The sequence below is a fragment of the Actinopolymorpha rutila genome (genome assembly GCF_013407855.1).
In the GTDB taxonomy this organism is placed as follows: Bacteria; Actinomycetota; Actinomycetes; order Propionibacteriales; family Actinopolymorphaceae; genus Actinopolymorpha; species Actinopolymorpha rutila.
The window spans coordinates 43,903-61,496 of record NZ_JACBZH010000001.1 but is presented as its reverse complement, the minus strand read 5'-3'; the positions used below and the strand labels follow the sequence as shown (position 1 = coordinate 61,496).

14 protein-coding genes are annotated in these 17,594 nt (G+C 72.1%); 6 read left to right on the top strand and 8 right to left on the bottom strand.

Annotated elements, in window-relative coordinates:
• The first annotated feature begins 41 nt into the window (after window positions 1-41).
• The gene (locus tag F4554_RS00235; protein WP_179785483.1) at window positions 42-677 is read left to right on the top strand and encodes a PrgI family protein; all 636 of its coding nucleotides are present in this window, start codon (window positions 42-44) and stop codon (window positions 675-677) included.
• A 16-nt stretch (window positions 678-693) separates the two neighbouring features.
• Window positions 694-3,684: an ATP-binding protein gene (locus tag F4554_RS00230; RefSeq protein WP_179785482.1), complete on the top strand. Its 2,991-nt coding sequence runs from the start codon at window positions 694-696 to the stop codon at window positions 3,682-3,684.
• A 78-nt stretch (window positions 3,685-3,762) separates the two neighbouring features.
• Here F4554_RS00230 and F4554_RS00225 read toward each other — a convergent pair whose 3' ends face one another.
• The 8 genes from F4554_RS00225 to F4554_RS00195 all read right to left on the bottom strand — a co-directional run bounded on the left by F4554_RS00225 (window position 3,763) and on the right by F4554_RS00195 (window position 12,627).
• On the bottom strand, window positions 3,763-5,520 hold the full coding sequence (locus F4554_RS00225; RefSeq protein WP_179785481.1) for a dipeptide ABC transporter ATP-binding protein: 1,758 nt from the start codon (window positions 5,518-5,520) through the stop codon (window positions 3,763-3,765).
• Window positions 5,517-6,533, bottom strand: a complete 1,017-nt coding sequence (locus F4554_RS00220) for an ABC transporter permease subunit (protein ID WP_179785480.1) — start codon at window positions 6,531-6,533, stop codon at window positions 5,517-5,519. The genes F4554_RS00225 and F4554_RS00220 overlap by 4 nt, the downstream gene beginning before the upstream one ends.
• Window positions 6,530-7,549 (bottom strand): ABC transporter permease subunit, encoded by a 1,020-nt coding sequence (locus F4554_RS00215; RefSeq protein ID WP_179785479.1) that lies wholly within the window; start codon window positions 7,547-7,549, stop codon window positions 6,530-6,532. Before F4554_RS00215 ends, F4554_RS00220 begins: the two co-directional genes overlap by 4 nt.
• Window positions 7,550-7,568: 19 nt before the next feature.
• On the bottom strand, window positions 7,569-9,299 hold the full coding sequence (locus F4554_RS00210; RefSeq protein WP_179785478.1) for an ABC transporter substrate-binding protein: 1,731 nt from the start codon (window positions 9,297-9,299) through the stop codon (window positions 7,569-7,571).
• A gap of 166 nt (window positions 9,300-9,465) precedes the next feature.
• Window positions 9,466-9,591 carry a hypothetical protein gene (locus F4554_RS32815; RefSeq protein WP_272955864.1) on the bottom strand — a complete coding sequence of 42 codons (126 nt, stop codon included), beginning with the start codon at window positions 9,589-9,591 and terminating at the stop codon, window positions 9,466-9,468.
• A gap of 67 nt (window positions 9,592-9,658) precedes the next feature.
• Complete coding sequence (locus F4554_RS00205) at window positions 9,659-10,309, bottom strand: response regulator transcription factor (protein WP_179785477.1); 651 nt, start codon at window positions 10,307-10,309, stop codon at window positions 9,659-9,661.
• On the bottom strand, window positions 10,306-11,727 hold the full coding sequence (locus tag F4554_RS33375) for a histidine kinase (RefSeq protein WP_179785476.1): 1,422 nt from the start codon (window positions 11,725-11,727) through the stop codon (window positions 10,306-10,308). Before F4554_RS33375 ends, F4554_RS00205 begins: the two co-directional genes overlap by 4 nt.
• Window positions 11,728-11,748: 21 nt before the next feature.
• Window positions 11,749-12,627 carry an alpha/beta fold hydrolase gene (locus F4554_RS00195; RefSeq protein WP_179785475.1) on the bottom strand — a complete coding sequence of 293 codons (879 nt, stop codon included), beginning with the start codon at window positions 12,625-12,627 and terminating at the stop codon, window positions 11,749-11,751.
• Between the two features lie 350 nt (window positions 12,628-12,977).
• Here F4554_RS00195 and F4554_RS00190 point away from each other — a divergent pair, with 350 nt between their 5' ends.
• The 4 genes from F4554_RS00190 (at window position 12,978) to F4554_RS00175 (ending at window position 17,590) form a co-directional block, all read left to right on the top strand.
• On the top strand, window positions 12,978-13,247 hold the full coding sequence (locus F4554_RS00190) for a hypothetical protein (protein ID WP_179785474.1): 270 nt from the start codon (window positions 12,978-12,980) through the stop codon (window positions 13,245-13,247).
• Window positions 13,248-13,349: 102 nt separating this feature from the next.
• The gene (locus tag F4554_RS00185) at window positions 13,350-13,586 is read left to right on the top strand and encodes a hypothetical protein (RefSeq protein ID WP_179785473.1); all 237 of its coding nucleotides are present in this window, start codon (window positions 13,350-13,352) and stop codon (window positions 13,584-13,586) included.
• Window positions 13,587-14,142: 556 nt separating this feature from the next.
• Window positions 14,143-16,500, top strand: coding sequence for a hypothetical protein (locus F4554_RS00180; protein WP_179785472.1), 2,358 nt, complete (start codon window positions 14,143-14,145; stop codon window positions 16,498-16,500).
• A gap of 1 nt (window position 16,501) precedes the next feature.
• Complete coding sequence (locus F4554_RS00175; RefSeq protein WP_179785471.1) at window positions 16,502-17,590, top strand: nuclease-related domain-containing protein; 1,089 nt, start codon at window positions 16,502-16,504, stop codon at window positions 17,588-17,590.
• Window positions 17,591-17,594 lie beyond the last annotated feature (4 nt).

The window sequence follows — 17,594 nt, the reverse complement described above, 5'->3', positions numbered from 1 at the left end:
CGTCGACGAGTGTCCCGCGAGCGACCCGGAGGAGGTGAGCGATGGCGGACCCACCCGGACAGTACGTCGCGTACGACCACACCGACCTCGAACGTCGGCGCAAGAAGTTGTGGAACCTCGCCGACGGCGTGCCGCTGACCATCCTCGGCGGCATCGACCTGCGTGCCCTGGTGACGGGCGGCATCGCGTTCCTCGGCCTGCTCGGCGGGGTGATGCTGGCCGCGCCGGTGGTGCCCGGGCTGGCGCTGAACGTCTGGACGATCCTCGGCTGCCTCGCCATCGCGGTGACTCTGTACGTACTCTGGCCGAGACGGTGGCGCAACGGCCTGACCACCGAACAGAACATCCTGGTCGCGGTCGACTACCTCTTCCTGCAGCCGCGCCGCATCCACGGACTCGCCGAGGACGTCGAGCCGGAGATCGTGCACTGGCGGGTCATCCTGTGGCGGCCGGTGCACCCACGCTGGCACCAGGCGCTGGCGCGGGCCCGGGCGCAACGCTCTGAGCGGTTGCTGCGACCGTGCCCCGCCGACCCGTACGACCCGTACTACCAGCACGACCCGTACGACCCGTACGACGAGGAACCGGACCCGTCCGCGTCGTCGACCGTTTCCGATCCGGCAACCGACGCGGTATCCAGACCCGGTATCCGACCCGGCATCCGACCCAGTCCGTGAGTAGGGGTCACCGACGATGAATCCGCTCTACTACCTCCTTCCTCTCCTCGCGCTCGCCGTCGTCGGCCTCGGCGCGGTGGCCATCTTCGTGTTCAACGTCGGCGGGGGTGACGAGGACGCGGCGCGGAAGAAGCCGAAGGAGCCGCGTGCGGAGCGGGAACGCCTCCCCTACCGCTACGGCGACGACGTCATCTTCGTCTGGGGCCGCTCGGTCTGGACGGGGTTCTTCGTCGACACCACCACCGACGAGCACATCTCCAGTGACGAGCTCGTACCCGAGGCGCTGAAGCTGCCCAACCTGATGCACCAGCTCGGCCGGGAGTTCCACCGCCCGCAGTTCCAGGTGATGCTGGTCCCGCGCCGCCCCGACCTCACCGGCTGGGCGCTGGACCTGGTCGAACGCTCCTGGCGGCCGACCGACAACTACCGAAGGCTGATCCGCCGCGAGGCGGCCCGGGCGACGTCGAACGACCGGCTGGGTTCGCAGTACGACGTGGTCTTCCTGATGCGGATCGGTCAGCTCGGCGACGGCCGCGGCTCGGCCTCGGCGGCGGTGGCCGCGATCGCCGACCAGGCCACCGGCGTGCACGACGAGTACTTCGACCCGAACGTCGTCGCCGAGTGGCACGAACGTGCCGACGAGGTGTACGCGGTCGCGGTCGACGCCGGGGTGGCCACCCAGCCGCTGATGCGCCGCGACCTGGTCCGCATCGTCCGTACCTGCCTGTTCGGGCATCTGCCGATCCCCGAGGACGGCGCGATCGACCGGCGACCTTGGGGTGCGCACGAGTTCGAGCTGGCCGCCGACTTCCGGGCGCCCAACCACAAGAGCCGGCTCGAGGTGAGCGTCATCGACGACGACACCGGCGAGGACCGCAAGACCTACCTCACCACCCTGGTCGCCACCGGCTGGCCGGACGCCATCCGGTTCGCGAAGAACCGCGCGTGGGGGCGGACCCTGAAGCGGCTGGACTTCCCGGTGGTGGTTTCCTGGCGCGGCGTGCTGCTGCCGCCGGAGGAGTTCCGTGAGCGCGGCAAGAAGATCCGGGACAACCTCGAGGACGAGGCGCGCGACATGGACCGCGCCAGTGCCCGGATCGACTCCCTGCTGGTGGAGCAGGTCGAACGCGCCAACCACCTCGTCGACGAGCAGGACAGCCGGCCGTTCCCCGGCATGGAGTCCCAGCTGCTGCTCACCATCGCCGCGTCCACGCCGGAGGAGCTGGAGAACCGCCGCAAGCGGATCGAGCGGCTGTTCGCCAAGACGCTGGACGCGACGGTGCTGCGACCCAAGCGACTGCAGTACCGCCTGCTCTACAACATGCTGCCCGGCGACGGCGACCGTTCGCCGGTGGGCCGGATCGCGCCGTTCCGCCGGCTGCAGGAGCTGGACCAGCTCGGCGTCGCCCTGCTCACCACCGCCACCCACGTCGGCGACCGTGCGGTCGTCGGCCGGGACGGGATCGCCAAGGGCTGGGAGGGGATGCTGGTCGGCCGTACCCGTGACGGCCACAACCCCGTGCACTACTCCGCCCACTCCGCGATCGCCCGGGAGAACGGCGCCGGGGTCGTCCTGGTCGGCGCGTCCGGCGGCGGGAAGACGACGCTGGCGCTGAAGGTCTTCCACTACGAGTCCGAGGCCGGCGTCCGGTGCGTGTTCATCGACCCGAAGATCGACGCGGCCCGGATGGCGTACTTCCTGGCGTTCGGCTCGCAGGTGCTCGACCCGGAGTTCATGCGGCACGCCGGCGAGGGGTGTCTGGGCCGCCCGGGGTGCCCGTTCCAGCCGATCAACGAGGAGTACTGGCGGGACACCGAGATCATCGACCCGCTGCGCGGACGGGCCGGCAACCTCGACCCGCTGCTCACCGCGTCGACGGTCACCGAGGGCCGGATGCACGCCCAGGCGATGCTGGAGATCTTCCTCGGCGAGGTCGCGTGGAGCCGGATCAGCGGGTACGTCGTGGAGGCGTTCTCGCGGACGCTCAACGAGTACGACCGGGAGGTGGCCGCCTACCGCGCCGCGCACCCTGGTGCCGCCCGGACCGAGGTCGAGCGCGCGGTGCCCCGGCCGACCACGTGGAACGTCCTGCAGTTGGTCGTCGACGAGTTCGACCGGGTGAAGGACGCGGGCGTGGCCGACACGGAGGTACGCGACCTGCGGTTCGCGGCCGCGGTGCTGGAGGACCTGCGCAAGAACCCCTACGCCCGGGTCGCGTTCGCCCGCGAGGCCAGCGCCGTGGTCGACGACAGCGGCAAGCGGCGCACGATCATCACCCTGCGCGGCCTGCCCCGGGCGCACGGCAACAGCTCCTCGGCCAACATCGCCCGCGGCATCATCTACCTCGTCACCCGGCTCGGTTTCCAGATGCTGGAGGAGACGACCGAACGCCACCCGGTCAAGGGCTGGCGGCCGCAGCTGCTGTTCGTGGACGAGGCGTACAGCGTGGCGAGCACCGGCGAGGGCCGGGACCTGATCAGCTTCGTGCTGAAGCAGGGCCGCGCCTTCAACATCGGGATCGTGCTCATCACCCAACAGGCGGGCGACCTGGCCCGGATCGAGTCCGAGGACCTGGACGCCAAGGCCGCCGGGACGAACCAGATCCACACCGTGTTCGCGTTCCGGCACCACTCCGACGCCGACGCGGCGCAGACGCTCCCGCTGCTGAACCGAGCGCCGGCGGAGCGGTCGATGATCGAGACGCTGAAGTCGATGCGGGACGGCGAGTGCGTGATGCGCGACGTGGACGCGGAGTTGGCGAGCGTCGAGGTGGACCGGGCGTTCTTCGAGTTCGCCGCGGCGATCCAGTCCAACCCGCACCTGGAGGCGCGGTTCAAGGCGATCGACCCCTCGCCCGACGTGGACGAGTGGCGCTGGGTGGACGAGGCGTCGGTGCTGGTGGACGAGGCCGCGGCCGCGTCGACCCGGCATGTGGTCGGCCCGGGCGACGACGACCCGGCCGAGGAGGAGGAGTTCCTCACCGACCTGAGCCGGGTCGACTCCTAGGACTCCGCCCCGGACCCGGGCTCACGCTCGAGGGGCGCGGTCCGAGAGCGCCGGACCGGGTCCCGTGCCGGTCGGGGTTCAGCGCCCGGGACGGGCGAGCTGACGGCGTTCGGCGCGGCGGACCCGGGCGAGTTCGGGGTCCAGGACGGGTACGGCCGCCAGGAGTGCGCGGGTGTACTCGTGCCGCGGGTCCTCGTACAACACCTCGGCGTCGGCGAGTTCGACCACCTCGCCTCGGCGCATCACCGCCACCCGGTCGCTGACCTGGCGAACGACGGCGAGGTCGTGGCTGACGAACACCACCGCGAAGCCGTACTCCGCCCGTAGTTCGTCGATCAGCTCCAGCACCTGCGCCTGCGTCGTCACGTCCAGCGCCGACACCGGCTCGTCGCAGACCAGCACCGAGGGACGACCGCCGAGGGCCCGGGCGATCCCGATCCGCTGCCGCTGGCCGCCGGAGAACTCGTGCGGGTAGTCACCGGCCCGGTGCGGGTCCAGGCCCACCCGGGTGAGCAGGTCCGCGACCGTCGCGCCGATCTCCGACCGCCGGGCGCCCCGGACCCGCAGCGGCTCGGCGATGCTGTCGCCGACCGTATGCCTGGGATTGAGTGAGGACGCCGGGTCCTGGAACACCATCGCCACCTCGCGGCGCCGCTCGCGCAGCCGCCGTCCGGACAGCTTCGCCAGGTCGGTGCCGCCCAGCAGTACGTCACCGGCGGACGGCCGCAGCAGGCCGACCATCATCCGGGCCAGCGTCGTCTTTCCGCTGCCGCTCTCCCCGACCACGCCGAGCACCTCGCCGCGCCGCAGGTCCAGGTCGACTCCCGCGACGGCGTGCACGACTTCCCGCCGCCCGGCCCGGCCGCGCCGACCGGGGAAGTCGCGGTGCACGCCGCGCAGCGTCATCACCACGTCGTCAGCGGCGTCGCGTTCGCCCTCGCCCGCCGTAACCCTCGAGGCCCCGGCGCTCTCCCCGCTTTCCCCGCTCTCCGTGGATCCCGCCCGCGCGCGGTCCGGTGCCACGTCCACCCGGGGCACGGCCGCCAGCAGCCGACGCGTGTACGCCGCGGAGGGCGCGCCCAGCACCCGCGCCGTGGGCCCGCGTTCGACCTCCCGACCGGCGCTCATCACCAGCACGTCGTCGACGCTGCCGGCCACCACGCCGAGGTCGTGCGTCACCAGGATCAGCGCCATCCCGGTGTCGGCCCGTAGCTCGGCCAGCAGGTCGAGGATCTGCGCCTGGACGGTGACGTCGAGCGCGGTGGTGGGTTCGTCGGCGACCAGCACCCGCGGCTCGCAGGCCAGCGCCATCGCGATCAGCGCCCGTTGCCGCATACCGCCGGAGAGTTCGTGCGGGTACGCGTCCACCCGGCGGTGCGGGTCGGGGATGTGCACCCGGTCGAGCACCTCGACGGCGCGCTCGCGGGCGGCCCGCCGGCCGGCGCCGGTGTGCAGCCGGTAGACCTCGCCGATCTGGTCCCCGACGCGGTAGTACGGGTCGAACGCTGACAGCGGGTCCTGGAAGATCATCGCGACCTCCGCGCCCCGCATCCGGCGTACCTTCTCCTCCGGCGCGGAAAGGACCGGGACGCCGGCGACCTCGACCTCACCCGACACCTGCGCGTCGGTGCCCCGGTGCAGCCCGAGCAGCGTCAGCGCGGTGACGGTCTTCCCCGAGCCGGACTCGCCGACCAGGCCGAGCCCGCCGCCGGGCGGCAGGTCGAACGACAGCCCGTCGACGGCGAGCGGAGCACCGGCCGCGGTCGCGCCGGGAAATCCGATCCGCAGGTCGCGTACGGACACCACCGGCCGTAGGAGGTCGTCGTTGTCGGTCATGCGCCCCTCCGGCCCAGCCGGTCCTCGCCCAGGCTGACCCGCGGGTCGGCCACCGCGTACAACAGGTCGGCGACCGCGTTGGCCAGCACGATGAAGAAGCCGGACAGCAGGGTGAGCCCCACCACCACCGGCAGGTCGACCACCCGCACCGAGTCGACCAGCAGCTGGCCGAGCCCGGGCAGTCCGAACACGCTCTCGGTGATCGCCGCACCGCCGAGCAGGGCGCCGAGGTCGAGCGCGACCAGCGTCACCAGCGGGGTGAGCGCGCTGCGCAGGGCGTGCCGGCCCACGATCGAGCGTTCGGTCAGGCCGTACGCCCGGCCGGTGCGGATGTGGTCCTCGGCCAGCGTCTCCAGGATCGCGGTGCGGGTGATCCGGGTGTAGACGGCGGCCTGGACGATCGCCAGCGTCACCCACGGCAGCACCAGGTTGGTCACCCAGGCCGCCGGGTCCTCGTGCAGCGGGACGTACGACGGGAACGGCAGCCAGCGCAGGTACGCGCACACCAGCATCAGCAGCAGGATGCCCACCAGGAACGTCGGCGCGGACATCCCGGCGAGGGTGGTCACCGTCACCAGCCGGTCGGCGGTGCGGCCCCGGCGCAGCGCGGACACCACGCCCGCGGCGACGCCGACGACCAGCCAGATCACCAGCGAGCCGAGGGTGAGCGACAGCGTCACCGGCAGCCGGTCGAACAGCAGCGCCAGCACGGGCTCGTCGGTCTGGAACGAGTAGCCCAGGCAGGGTGCCGGGCAGTGGTCGACGGTGGGTCCGGCGCTGAAGTCGCGGCCGACCAGCAGGCCCTGCAGGAAGTGCCAGTACTGCACCCAGATCGGCTGGTCGACGCCCATCTGGGCCTCGACGACCTTCAGGTGGTCCGGGGTACATCCCTTGCCGCAGGCCAGCAGTGCCGGGTTGCCCGGCGTGAGGTAGAAGATCGTGTAGACCACGGCGGACAGGACGAGCAGCACCACCAGGGCGCCCGCCAGCCGGCGCAGCAGGTAACCGGTCACGAGGCCCGCCCCCGTCCCCGTCCCTGCACCCGTGCCCTGGCCCGCGGGTCGAGCGCCGTCCGCAGGCCGTCGCCGGCGAGGGTGAACGCCAGCACGGTGACGAACAACAGTGCGGCCGGGATCAGCACGTACGTCGGGTCGCCGCGAAACCACGTCGTCGCCGTGGACAGCATCTGCCCCCACGACGACGTCGGCGGGCGTACGCCGATGCCGAGGAACGACAGCGCCGCCTCGGCCACGACGTTGCCGGGCAGCAGCAGTGCGGCGTACGTCAGTACCGGAGCGGCCAGCCCGGGCAGGATCTCCCGGCGCGCCACCCGCACCGGGTGCACCCCGGCCAGCCGGGCGGCCGCGACGTAGTCGGTCTCCCGCAGCGTCAGCGTCTGGCCGCGCACGATCCGGGCCACCCCGGCCCAGCCGAGGACGCCGAGCACGACCACCAGCAGCACCGGACGCGGGAACGACGACGGCACGATCGCCAGCAGCGCGATGGAGAACACCAGCCCGGGGAAGGCCAGGATCAGGTCGATGAACCGGCCGAGCAGGCTGTCCAGCAGCCGTCCGCCCACGCCCGCGGCCAGCCCGACCGTGACGCCGATCAGCACCTGCAGCACGGTTGCGCCGATCGCCACACCGAGGGAGACCCGGGCGCCGTAGACGACCCGGGCGAACAGGTCGCGTCCGGTGGTGGGCTCCACGCCGAGCCAGTGGTCGGCGCTGATCCCGCCGAACGAGCCGAGCGGTACGCCGCCGCGGCCGGAGTCGATCAGCGCGTCGTGGAACGTCGTCGGGTCCTGCCCCTCCAGGGCGGCCAGCAGCGGCGCGAACACCGCGACCAGGACGAGCAACCCCACCACGGCCGCCGCGACGACCGCGGCCCGGCTCGACGTGAACCGGCGCCAGACGCCCCGGCCGCCGAGCCTGCCGCGCCCGCCGCCGGAGCCCGCGGGCGCCGCCGCCCCCGCGTCCGGTTCGGGACCGGACGCGGGCGGCGGTGTGGAGACGGTGGCGCTCACTTACTGCTCACCGGGCTGCTCACTTCACCGACAGCATCGTGACGTCGTACTTGCCGGTCCAGTCGCTGACGAAGGCGTTCCTGACGTTCTTGCCGTACATCACCAGGTCCTTGGTGGTGTAGAGCGGGACTGTCAACGCCTCCTTGCCCAGCTGGGCGTCGAGCTGGCCGTAGCGCTTCGCCGCCTGCGTCGGGTCGGTGATCTTCGCGATCTCGTCGAACTCCGCGTTCACCTTCGGGTCGTCATACTGCGCGAGGTTGTAATTGCCCTGCGGCGGGATCTGCCGGCCGTCGAAGATCGGCTGCAGGAACGGGAACCCCGACGGCCAGTCCGCGCCCCAGCCGAACAGCATCATCCCGGGCTCCTTCTTCGGGTCCCCGGTCTGCTCGTAGAACGCGTCGGTCTCCAGGCCCTGCGGCTTGACGGTGATGCCGGCCTTCTTCAGTGCGTCCTGGATCGCGGTGGCCGCGCCCGGTCCGGTCCCGTCCTTGGAGTCGGAGACGTAGGTGAGCGGCACGGTGAGGCCGTTCGGGTGACCCGCCTGTGCGAGCAGCTGCTTGGCCTTGGTCGGGTCGCCGGCCTTGCCGGCCGGGAAGTAGTCGTACTTCTGGTAGCCCATCGACTTCTGCGCCGGCAGGAACGTCGTGGCCGGGTCGGCGAGCGCGGTGCCGCCGACGGCGTTGATCACCGACGTACGGCTCACCGCGTAGGAGATCGCCTGCCGGATCTTCGGGTCGTCGAACGGCTTCTGCTTGACGTTGAACGCGATGTAGTACAGGAACGGGAAGTGGCCCTTGGCGACCCGCTTGTCCAGCTCGGGGTCGTTGCCGAGGCGGGCGAGCTCGGACGGGCCGAGGTCGGTGTCGGTGGTGACGGCGTTCGCGTCCTTGCCGGCGCCGGTGAAGATCCGCTGGTTGATCACCGCGGCGTCCAGGCCGGAGGTGATCTCCACCCGGTCCGGGCAGGCGAGGCGGTTCTTGTCCACCGAACGCGACCAGTGCGGGTTGCGGGTGAGTACCAGCTTCTTGTTCTTCTGGTACGACTCCACCTGGTACGGCCCGCTGGACACCGGCTTGTTCTCGTACTTCACGCCGGTGTCCTTGGCCTTCGGCACCGGGGCGAACTGCGTCGCGGTGGCGAGGAACGGGAAGTCGCCCTCCGGCTTGCGCAGGTGGAACACGATCGTCTTCGCGTCCGGGGTCTCGATCGCCTTGATCCCGGCGGGGTCCTTGTAGACGCCCTGGTAGTCGGCGGCGCCGGCCAGCCAGTCGCGGAGGTACGGCGCACCGCCCGGAAGCTCGGGCGCGAACGACCGCTCGATGCCGTACTTCACGTCCTGGGAGGTGATCTTCGACCCGTCGCTGAACTTCAGGTTGTCCCGCAGCGTGTAGGTCCAGGTCTTCGCGTCGTCGCTGGCGACACCGGTGTTGGTGGCGAGGTCGGGGACGACCTTCGCGCCCTCGGCGCCGGCCGCGCGGTTGCGGGTGGTGAGCGTACGGAACAGCAGCGAGGGGATGTTGCCGCCGCCGGAGGTGTAGAGGCGGGCCGGGTCGAGGTGGGTGATGTCCTTCTGGTTCAGGACCGACAGCGTGCCGCCCTGGCACTTCGCGGGATCGAACCTGCCGCCGCTCGCGCTGCCGCCGGCGTTGTCGTCACCGCCGGACGAACCGCACGCGGCGGCGGCGGTGAGAGTGGCCAGGGCGACGCCGACAGCCGCGGCCCGGGTGAGGAGAGGTGGAACGTGACGCATGGAGAGCCCTTCGGAAGGTACCGGAGGCCGGTCGGCTCGGGAGCCGGAGCGGGCGGCCCGGTGAGGACACGAGCACCCGGGACGGCGTGCGGCGGTGTACGGCGGCTGGTGTGACGCCGGCGCGCGACGCCTGCCCCAGGTGCACTGAGGAGGTCGGAGGCTGGAGTCAGCGACACAGCACGTCGGCGACGTCGTGTGCGTGGACGGCCAGCAAGGCGAGCACGTAACGGCGCGCCGGGGACTGGTCCCGGCGGGCGGTGACGCTCACAGATCTCGGCACACTGCACGACACGAACGCAGATCGTACGGTGGTTGCCGATCTTCGCCGGATAGGGGTGCCGGGCGCGCGAGGGTCGGCGTCAGGGCGTGATGAACCGGTCGCGGTAGGCCCGCACCACCGCCTGGGTACGGTCGCGTACCTCCAGCTTGGTGAGCACCGAGGCGACGTGCGTCTTCACCGTCTCCACGCTGACGTAGAGCCGGCGGGCGATCTCGGCGTTGGACAGCCCGTCCGCGACGAGGGTCAGGATCTCCGCCTCCCGGGCGGTGAGCTTGTGGAACCCCGGATGCGCGTCGTGGGCCGCTCCGGCCGACCCGAACATCGCGCGCACCTTCGCCGGGAACAGCAGCGACTCACCGCCGTGCACGGTGCGGATGGCCTGGGTGATCTCCTCACCCGACGACCGCTTGAGCAGGAAGCCGGAGGCGCCGGCCAGCATCGCCCGGGTCACGTAGTCGTCGTCGGCGAACGTCGTGAGCACCAGCACCTTCACCCGGTCGGGCCAGCGGGCGGTGATGGTCCGCGTCGCCTCGATGCCGTCCACCCGGGGCATCCGGATGTCCATCAGGACGACGTTCGGCAGGTGCCGACCGGCCGCCGAGACCGCCTCGGCGCCGTCGCCGGCCTCGCCGACGACGGCGATGTCGGGTTCGGGCGCGAGGATCGCCGCGAGGCCGTGCCGGATCATCGGCTCGTCGTCGGCCACGAGAACGCTGATGTTCGTGCTCATCTGGTCTGCTCCGGTGCCGGTTTGGTGGTCGAGGTCGGTGCCGAGTCGGGTTCGGGGTCTGGTTCGGGTTCGGTGCCGGGTTCGGTGCCGGGGCCGGGGCGGGCGCCGGGACGGGTGCGGGCCGCGGCTCCGGGGAGTTCGGCGTGCAGCCGCCACCACCCCGCGGCATCGTGGTCGGGTCCGACGGCGAGGGTGCCGCCGAGCAGGCTCACGCGTTCCCGGATGCCGACCAGGCCGCGCCCGCCGTCCCGGCGCCCGCGGCCGGCCGAGCCGACCCGGTTGGCCACCTCGATCCTCAGCCGGTCCCCGGCGAGGGTGAGCGTGAGTTCGGTGGGGTCGTCGGTGCCGTGGCGGGCGGCGTTGGTCAGCGCCTCGGCGACGATGCGGTAGCCCTCGCGGCTCACCGGCTCCGGTACCGAGCCGACCGCCGCGGGTACGCTCCCGTCGATCCGCCGCCCGGCCGACCGCAGCCGCTCCAGCAGCGTGTCCAGGTCGGCGAGGGTACGGGCGTCGGTGTCCCCTCCGCCGGACCTGGTGTCCGGGCCGGAACCGCCGTCGGATCCGTGGTCGGGGTCGGTCCCGGCGCGCAGGACGCGCAGTGCCTCGTCGAGGTCGGTGAGCGCGGACCGCGCGACCCCGGCGATGTCCTCGCAGTACGCCCGTACCGCGCTCTCCTCCGGCGTACGTACGGCGGCAGTGGCCAGCACCGAGATGATGCTCAGGTTGTGGCCCACCGAGTCGTGCAGGTCGCGGGCGACCCGGTTGCGCTCGGCGGCCCGGGCGGCCTGCGTCGCGGTGATCGCCATCAGCTCCCGCGGTGACGGGCCCAGCATCACCTCCGCCGGCCAGGTGGCCACCAGGGGCAGGCCGACCACGACCGCCGCGCCGACCACGACGGCTGCGGCGCCGACGGCGACCACCACCAGGTCCGACCCAGTGCCGAGCACGGGAAGCACCGGCACGCCGAGCGGACGGGTTCCCGCGGTTCCCGTCCACGGCGCGCCGGCCACCCCGACCCCGACCGGAACCGCCACCACGCCGGCGAGGAGCACGGCCGCGCCGCCCAGCAGGTGCGCGGTGAACCACAGCGACGTACGGACGCGTTCGAGCCGCCCGGCCTGCTGCTGCCGGTGCCACCCGTCGGGGAACCGCGCGCCGAGCAGCGTCTCGGCCAGGACGACCTCGGTACGGCGGGCCGGGATGAGCAGGCCCATGGCCAGCGCGAGGACCACCGCCGTGACGACGACCAGGATGGCGCGGGTCCACGCCGGTTCGAGGTTCAGCGTGACCGGCAGGGTGAGGAACCACGCGCACAGCCCGACCGAAATGGCGCCGCCGGTGCCCACGAGCAGGAACAACAGGGCCCGGCCCCACGCCCGCAGCCGGGCCGTCGTACCGGCCGTGACCGTCGTCCTCACCGCTGCCCCCTTCTCACCGCACTACCCCTCGTTGCCCGACCCGTTGCCCGACCCGTCCTCAGTCAGGCCGGCGAGGATCTTCGCGGCCTGCCGGGGCCGGATCAGGAAACCGACGTGGCTGCTGTCCAGCGAGTGCACCTGGAACGGGTTGTCCGGGGTGAGGGCGTCCGCCTCGGCGATGAACCGGTCCTGCAGCGCGACCGGGATCGAGCGGTCCTCGGTGAGCCGGACGTACGTACGCGGGATCCGGCCCCATGTCGCGGCCCGGGTGCGGTCGTCCGGGCCGCCCGCGTCCAGGCTCTCGTCCGGCTCCAGGGTGTTCAGGAACCAGTGCAGCTCGTCCTCGGTGCCGTCGGCCAGCATCGCCGTGCGCAGCGCGGACAGCAGTCCGGGCTCGGCCGTACGCCAGTTCATCCGGATCGCGCCCAGCGCCGCCGGGTCGCCGACGAGCAGGCCCATGGTGTCGCCGAGCGCGCTGCTCGCGTACTCCGGACCCTGCATGTACTCGCCCGGGGTCAGGTCGACGCAGCACCACGCGGACACGTAGACGATCCGGTCGAGGAGGTCCGGCACGGCGTTTCCGACCGCGGTCAGCGTGACCCCGCCCCGGCTGTGCCCGACCAGGATCACCGGCCCGTGCTCGGCGGCCTGCCGCAGGACGCCGGTGACGTGGTCCACGTTGTCGGCCAGGGTGACGCCCGCCATCGCCGACGGAGCCGCGGCAAGGGCGGCCAGGTCCTGCGGCGCCTGGTAGGCCGCCGGGAAGGTCGCACCGAAGCCGTGCCCGGGCAGGTCCACCGCCAGGCTGCGGTGGCCGAGCAGGGCGAGCTCGCGCTGCAGGGACGACCAGTTGGAGGCGTTGCCGTTGGAGCCGTGCACGAGGACGAACGTCGTGGCCATGAGCGTCATCCTGACATCCGCCCGCAGTGCCGGCACCGGCCACGGGTTCGGTAGTTGTACGCGACCACGGACGCCAGCACGGACGTACTCCACAGCAGCAGCGAGAACGCCGGCACCTCGAGGCCAGGGTCATGCGAACGTCCGTGTCGTCGAACGTCACCGGCCGGCCCACCAGGAACCGCACCAGGCCCGGCACCAGCATGGTCGCGTACCCGAACAGGCCCGCGCCGCAGGCACCGGCCAGACAGACGGGGAACCACCGCGGGACCCGCCGCCCGGCCAGCCCGACGACCCACCACGGCCAGACCTCGCCCCACCGTTGGGTGAGGCCGAGGCAGAGTACGCCGCCGGTGACCGCCATCGCGGCGAGGCTGAGTTCCATGATGGCGGTGCCGTGCCCGGGGTTCGCGGCGTTGATCTTGTCGAGGAACTCCGGGGTCGTGCCGACGGGGATGCCGGCCGCCCACAGCACCCGTGGGACGGCGTACCCGAACGGAGCGGCGAACGCGGTCAGCGCGGTGGCCCGGCCGACCCGCGTCCAGCGGGCTTTCGTCCAGCCGGACCAGCGCTTGTCGTCGCGTCCGCAGTGCACGCAGGCGTCCCGGGTCGCCCGCTGGTAGCCGAGGGTGGCCACGGCCAGCGCGACCCCGGCGTACGCCAGCACCAGCAGGTGCAGCGTCGGCCAGGCCAGCCGGAAGAGCGTGAGCAGGTTGAACCCGGGAATGCCGACGAGCGCCTCCGACCCCGGCAGCACGAGGGTGAGGAACGCCGAGACCGCCCAGCCGACCGCCAGCAGCACCGGCCGGCCGGCGGTCACCCGCGACCGCATCAGCAGCAGGGTCGCGACCACCACCGCGCCCGCTCCCGCGGTGGCTCCCTCGACCACGGCCGGGTCGATGCCGGCCAGCCAGTGGTCCGGGAAGTTGCTCTCCGGGTTGGCCGGCCGGGCGAACGGATAGGGCCCGCCGGCGAACCACGCCAGGGCGGCCGCGGTGTAGGCGGCGAACGGGACCAGCGCCACCGTCGGCGCGTGCCGCGGCCAGTCGAACGCGGGCCGGCGCAGGGTCCCTTCCGAGGACGTGGCGGTACTCATCGGGCACACACACACCTTTCACGACTCTCAGAGGGCCGCGCGCAGCCCGCTGGCGGAGGGCTGGTGGAAAGCGGGTGGGGCGGCGGGAGCGTCACGGTCGGAGCGGCGGTCCCGCCGCATCGTTCTGCACCCACGACTCTCGTCGCGGCGCGGGCGGAGGCCATCCCTCCCGGGAGGCATCCGGGCTCCCGCCGACGGGTGAGCCGGGTGGCCGGCGACTGTTCGGCGCACCCGGCACCGAATGTCCACATCCGGGGGTCTCCGCACGCACAAAGGCGACGTGGACGCCTATCGTGGCTAGGGCGCACCAACGCGCCACGAACCAGCCACAACCTGAACACACCGGCGGCGAGGACGGCCGGGCACACGGGGGAAGCGATGACAGTGGTGACAGCCGGGACAGTTGGGACTACACCGGGCAGATGAGAGTCCGCAAGGAATCGGTCACGCCACCGGCGCCCCGTCGGGCGTCGGCCCGCAGGCGGTGTGCCCGGACCCGTGCCGACCGCGGGGAGTTCCTGCTCGCCGTCCCCGCATCCTCGGCCGAGCCGACTCGGCCCGCCGGTCCAGCCGGCCCAGCCGGTCCCGCCGACGGGTCTCGTCGGCGCGCCTGGCGGGAGCGGTGGCTACGCGCCGGCCGGCTGCTCGCCGCGTTCGGCGTGGTGGCCGGAACGGTCTTCGGGGTCACGGTCGCGATGCGGCCGGCGAGTGCCGCGCCGTGGGACTGTCCGTTCGGCAGCGGCAACATCACCAACGCCGGTCCCGAGCACGGCGGCTCCGGGATGACGGCGTGGATCCCGGTCATCGCCAAGGAGGACGTCGAGCCCGGCGCCGACCCGGACAAGCAGAAGCGCGGCCGGCAGGCCAACCCCTCCGACCACACGCTGTTCGAGGTCGCCGGTCCGCGCGGGCTGCTGTGGTCGTACACCCCCAAGGCCCTCAAGACCGAGGTCCGCGACGGCACGCAGAAGTTCGACACCTCCCACCCGGAGGACAACTTCGAGACGCAGTGTTCGGTGATGGACGCCTCGGCCACCGGCATCGCGCAGATGCTGTTCTCCTTCGGCGGCTTCTTCGGCGGCCTCACCATCGGGATGAAGCAGCTGGCCAGCAACGAAGCGCCGTTCGAGACGTTCTACGACGCCCAGCAGAGCCTGCTCACCAACCTCAACGACAGGATCGGCGTACCCGCGATCGCACTCGCGGTGGCGGTCAGCGGCCTGTGGGTGCTGACCCGCATCCATCGCCGCGCCGACTCCCGGGAGACCTACGCGGGCGTGATCAGCTCCGCCCTGATCGTGGTGGCCATCACCGCCATCCTCACCGGGAACAACTACGTCAAGCTGACCGGAGCGGTGGACAAGTACACCTCGGAGTTCAACTCCGCGGTGATGGACCTCGCCATCATCAACCGCAACACCGACGCGTCCAGCGCGTGTTACCTGCCGACGGTGGCCACGCCGAGCCAGGCACGGTCCCAGGGCGATTCCCAGGGCATGCGGCCGCCGCAGGACACCCCCCGCGCGCTGACGTACAACCTCGGCAAACGGGTCTCGTCCTGCATGCTCTACGAGGTGCTGTTGTTCCAGCCCTGGGTCAACGGCCAGTTCGGTACCGAACGCCAGCTCAAGGTGGACGACCTCAAGGTCGGCTCCCAGAACTACTGTCCGAACAGCCAGGCTCCCGCCTACCAACGCCCCAAGGGCGTCACCAGCATCGAGTACCGCTGTGACGACCGGCCGGTCGCACCCGGGCAGGACAGACCGAAGATCAACCTCGCCGTCCAGCAGGTGGTGGCGCAGTCGCTGTCGCGCAACCAGACCATCGACGAGGCCGACGGTAAACGCGTCGACACCGGCCAGAACTACTTCCTGTGGAAGGGCGTGCAGTACAAGATCGCGCAGGTCTACCCGCAGAACTACGAGTTCTGGGAGGGCACCCAGCCGACCGGGCGGATGGCCACCGCGATCGCAGCGTTGTTCGTCAACCTGATCGCGTTCGTCTTCGTCGGCCTGCTGGCCCTGCTCACCATCTTCTGGCACGCGGTGTTCCTGATGGCCTGGATCTTCCTGCCGGTGATCGGGGCGATCGCGGCGTTCCCACCGGCACGGCGGATCGTGCGGATGATGGCCGGCGTGATGGTGCAGGCGGTGTTCCTGCGCTGCGTGTTCGGTTTGGTGCTGGCGCTGCTGCTCGCGGTGCTGAACATCCTGCAGGTCGCCCAGGGCGGCATGGTGATCAAGATCTTCCTGATGCTCGTGGCCACCGCCGCGATCTGGAAGATCCTTTCCGCGCTGCGCACCGGTGCGCTCGCGCCGCAGGTCGTACAGGAGGCCGCGCAGGCAGGCGTGGTGCCGGCCGACACGGGCGCGACCGCCCGCACGCGGGCCGCGGTCGGCGGTGCCTACCTCATGCAGCGCGGTGTACGCAGCGGTGCCCGCTCCGGTGCGATGGCCGGCGCGGAGGCGGCCGAGGGCCTCGGCTACGAACGCGGATCGCGGCAGTGGCGTACGGAGGTACGCCGGGGCCGGATGCAGGGTGCCGTCGCCGGTGGGCGGATGACGACGCAGGCCGGCCGGACGCAGACCTTCGCCGGTGACCAGGGCCGGATGACCGTGACCAGGGCGCAGGCGCCGGCACTGCGCAGGCGCCGGGACGAGGCCGTGGAGCAGCGCCGGATCGAGGACTGGAACCAGGCCGAGGGCCGGCACGAGGAAGTGCTCGAGGCGCTGAAGAACCCTGGCAGCAAGCCACCGCCACCTCCCGGCGAGCCGAGGTGACGTGACGGCCGGCTCTCGCGTGTTCCGCCGCGTCCTGGTCGCGATGGGGCTGTTCCTCGTGGTTGTCCTGGCTCTCGGTGACGGTGCGACGATCGCGCTGGCGGCGGCAGGCCTCGTGGCGGCGGGATTCGTCTGGTGGGGACGCCGAAGTCGCGACGGCGCGCTGACCATCCTGTCCCTGCTGCTCGCCTGCCTGGTCACGTCGCGGGTGACCCAGGTCGCCGGTGCGGGGCTGGGTACCGATGTGCCGCTGTGGCTGGGCACGGTGTTCTGGACGTTCCTCGGCGTGGTGACCCTGGCTGTGTGGGTGCCCACAGGGACTGGCCGGAGGTTTGCCCGGTTGTCGACGGCGGTGGGCGCCCATGCCGTCCTCGTGGTGGCGAGCTTCCTGAGCTTCCTCGCGCCGTCCGCGGTTCCGGTCGGCGGGTTCGCGGTGGCGGTGGTCTTCGTCGTCCTCCGTTCGCGCGGGCGGTTGACCTTCCGCCGTGGGGCGGTCCGGCACGTGCCGGCCGCAGCCGCGAGTACGGTCGCGCTCGCCTCCCGTGGAGCGCATCGGACCGCGGCGATGCTGGCCTCGTTGCCCGGCGACTGGACGGTGGCCGACGGACTCGCCCTGCCCGGTGGGCTTGTCGCCGAGCACCTTGTCGCCGGACCGGGTGGGGTGTACGTCGTCGAGTCCCGCACCTGGGAGGGTTCGCTCGCCCTCACCTCCGTCGACCGGGGCGCCGACCACATCGACGCCTACGGACTGGACGGTGACGCCCCGCAGTTGGCGGCCCGGCTTCGCCCTCTGGGCGAACTCCTGGCGGCGGCCGGGGACGTGCCCTGGTTGAGCGACGTGGACCTCGGAGTGGTGGTGGCGCTGTGGGGGTCGGCTCGGCCAGACGCTCCGCTGGAGATCGCTCTGGTCAGCTCACGCGACAACGCCACCCGAGCGGTGGTGCACCTGGTCGCGGGTGACCAGGTCGCGGACTGGCTGCGTGCCCGCCCGCACGCCACCGACAGCAGGGCGACGGCCCGGGTCGCCGCGCGCCTGGAACGCGCCGGGCGCCGGAAGGACGACGAACGCCTGATACCCGGCGGTCGGTGAGTAC

Coding starts and splice junctions, on each gene's coding strand:
- F4554_RS00235 (WP_179785483.1), top strand. CDS start 42: ATGGCGGACCCACCCGGACAGTACGTCGCGTACGACCACACCGACCTC.
- F4554_RS00230 (WP_179785482.1), top strand. CDS start 694: ATGAATCCGCTCTACTACCTCCTTCCTCTCCTCGCGCTCGCCGTCGTC.
- F4554_RS00225 (WP_179785481.1), bottom strand. CDS start 5,520: ATGACCGACAACGACGACCTCCTACGGCCGGTGGTGTCCGTACGCGAC.
- F4554_RS00210 (WP_179785478.1), bottom strand. CDS start 9,299: ATGCGTCACGTTCCACCTCTCCTCACCCGGGCCGCGGCTGTCGGCGTC.
- F4554_RS00205 (WP_179785477.1), bottom strand. CDS start 10,309: ATGAGCACGAACATCAGCGTTCTCGTGGCCGACGACGAGCCGATGATC.
- F4554_RS00195 (WP_179785475.1), bottom strand. CDS start 12,627: ATGGCCACGACGTTCGTCCTCGTGCACGGCTCCAACGGCAACGCCTCC.
- F4554_RS00185 (WP_179785473.1), top strand. CDS start 13,350: ATGCCGACGAGCGCCTCCGACCCCGGCAGCACGAGGGTGAGGAACGCC.
- F4554_RS00180 (WP_179785472.1), top strand. CDS start 14,143: ATGAGAGTCCGCAAGGAATCGGTCACGCCACCGGCGCCCCGTCGGGCG.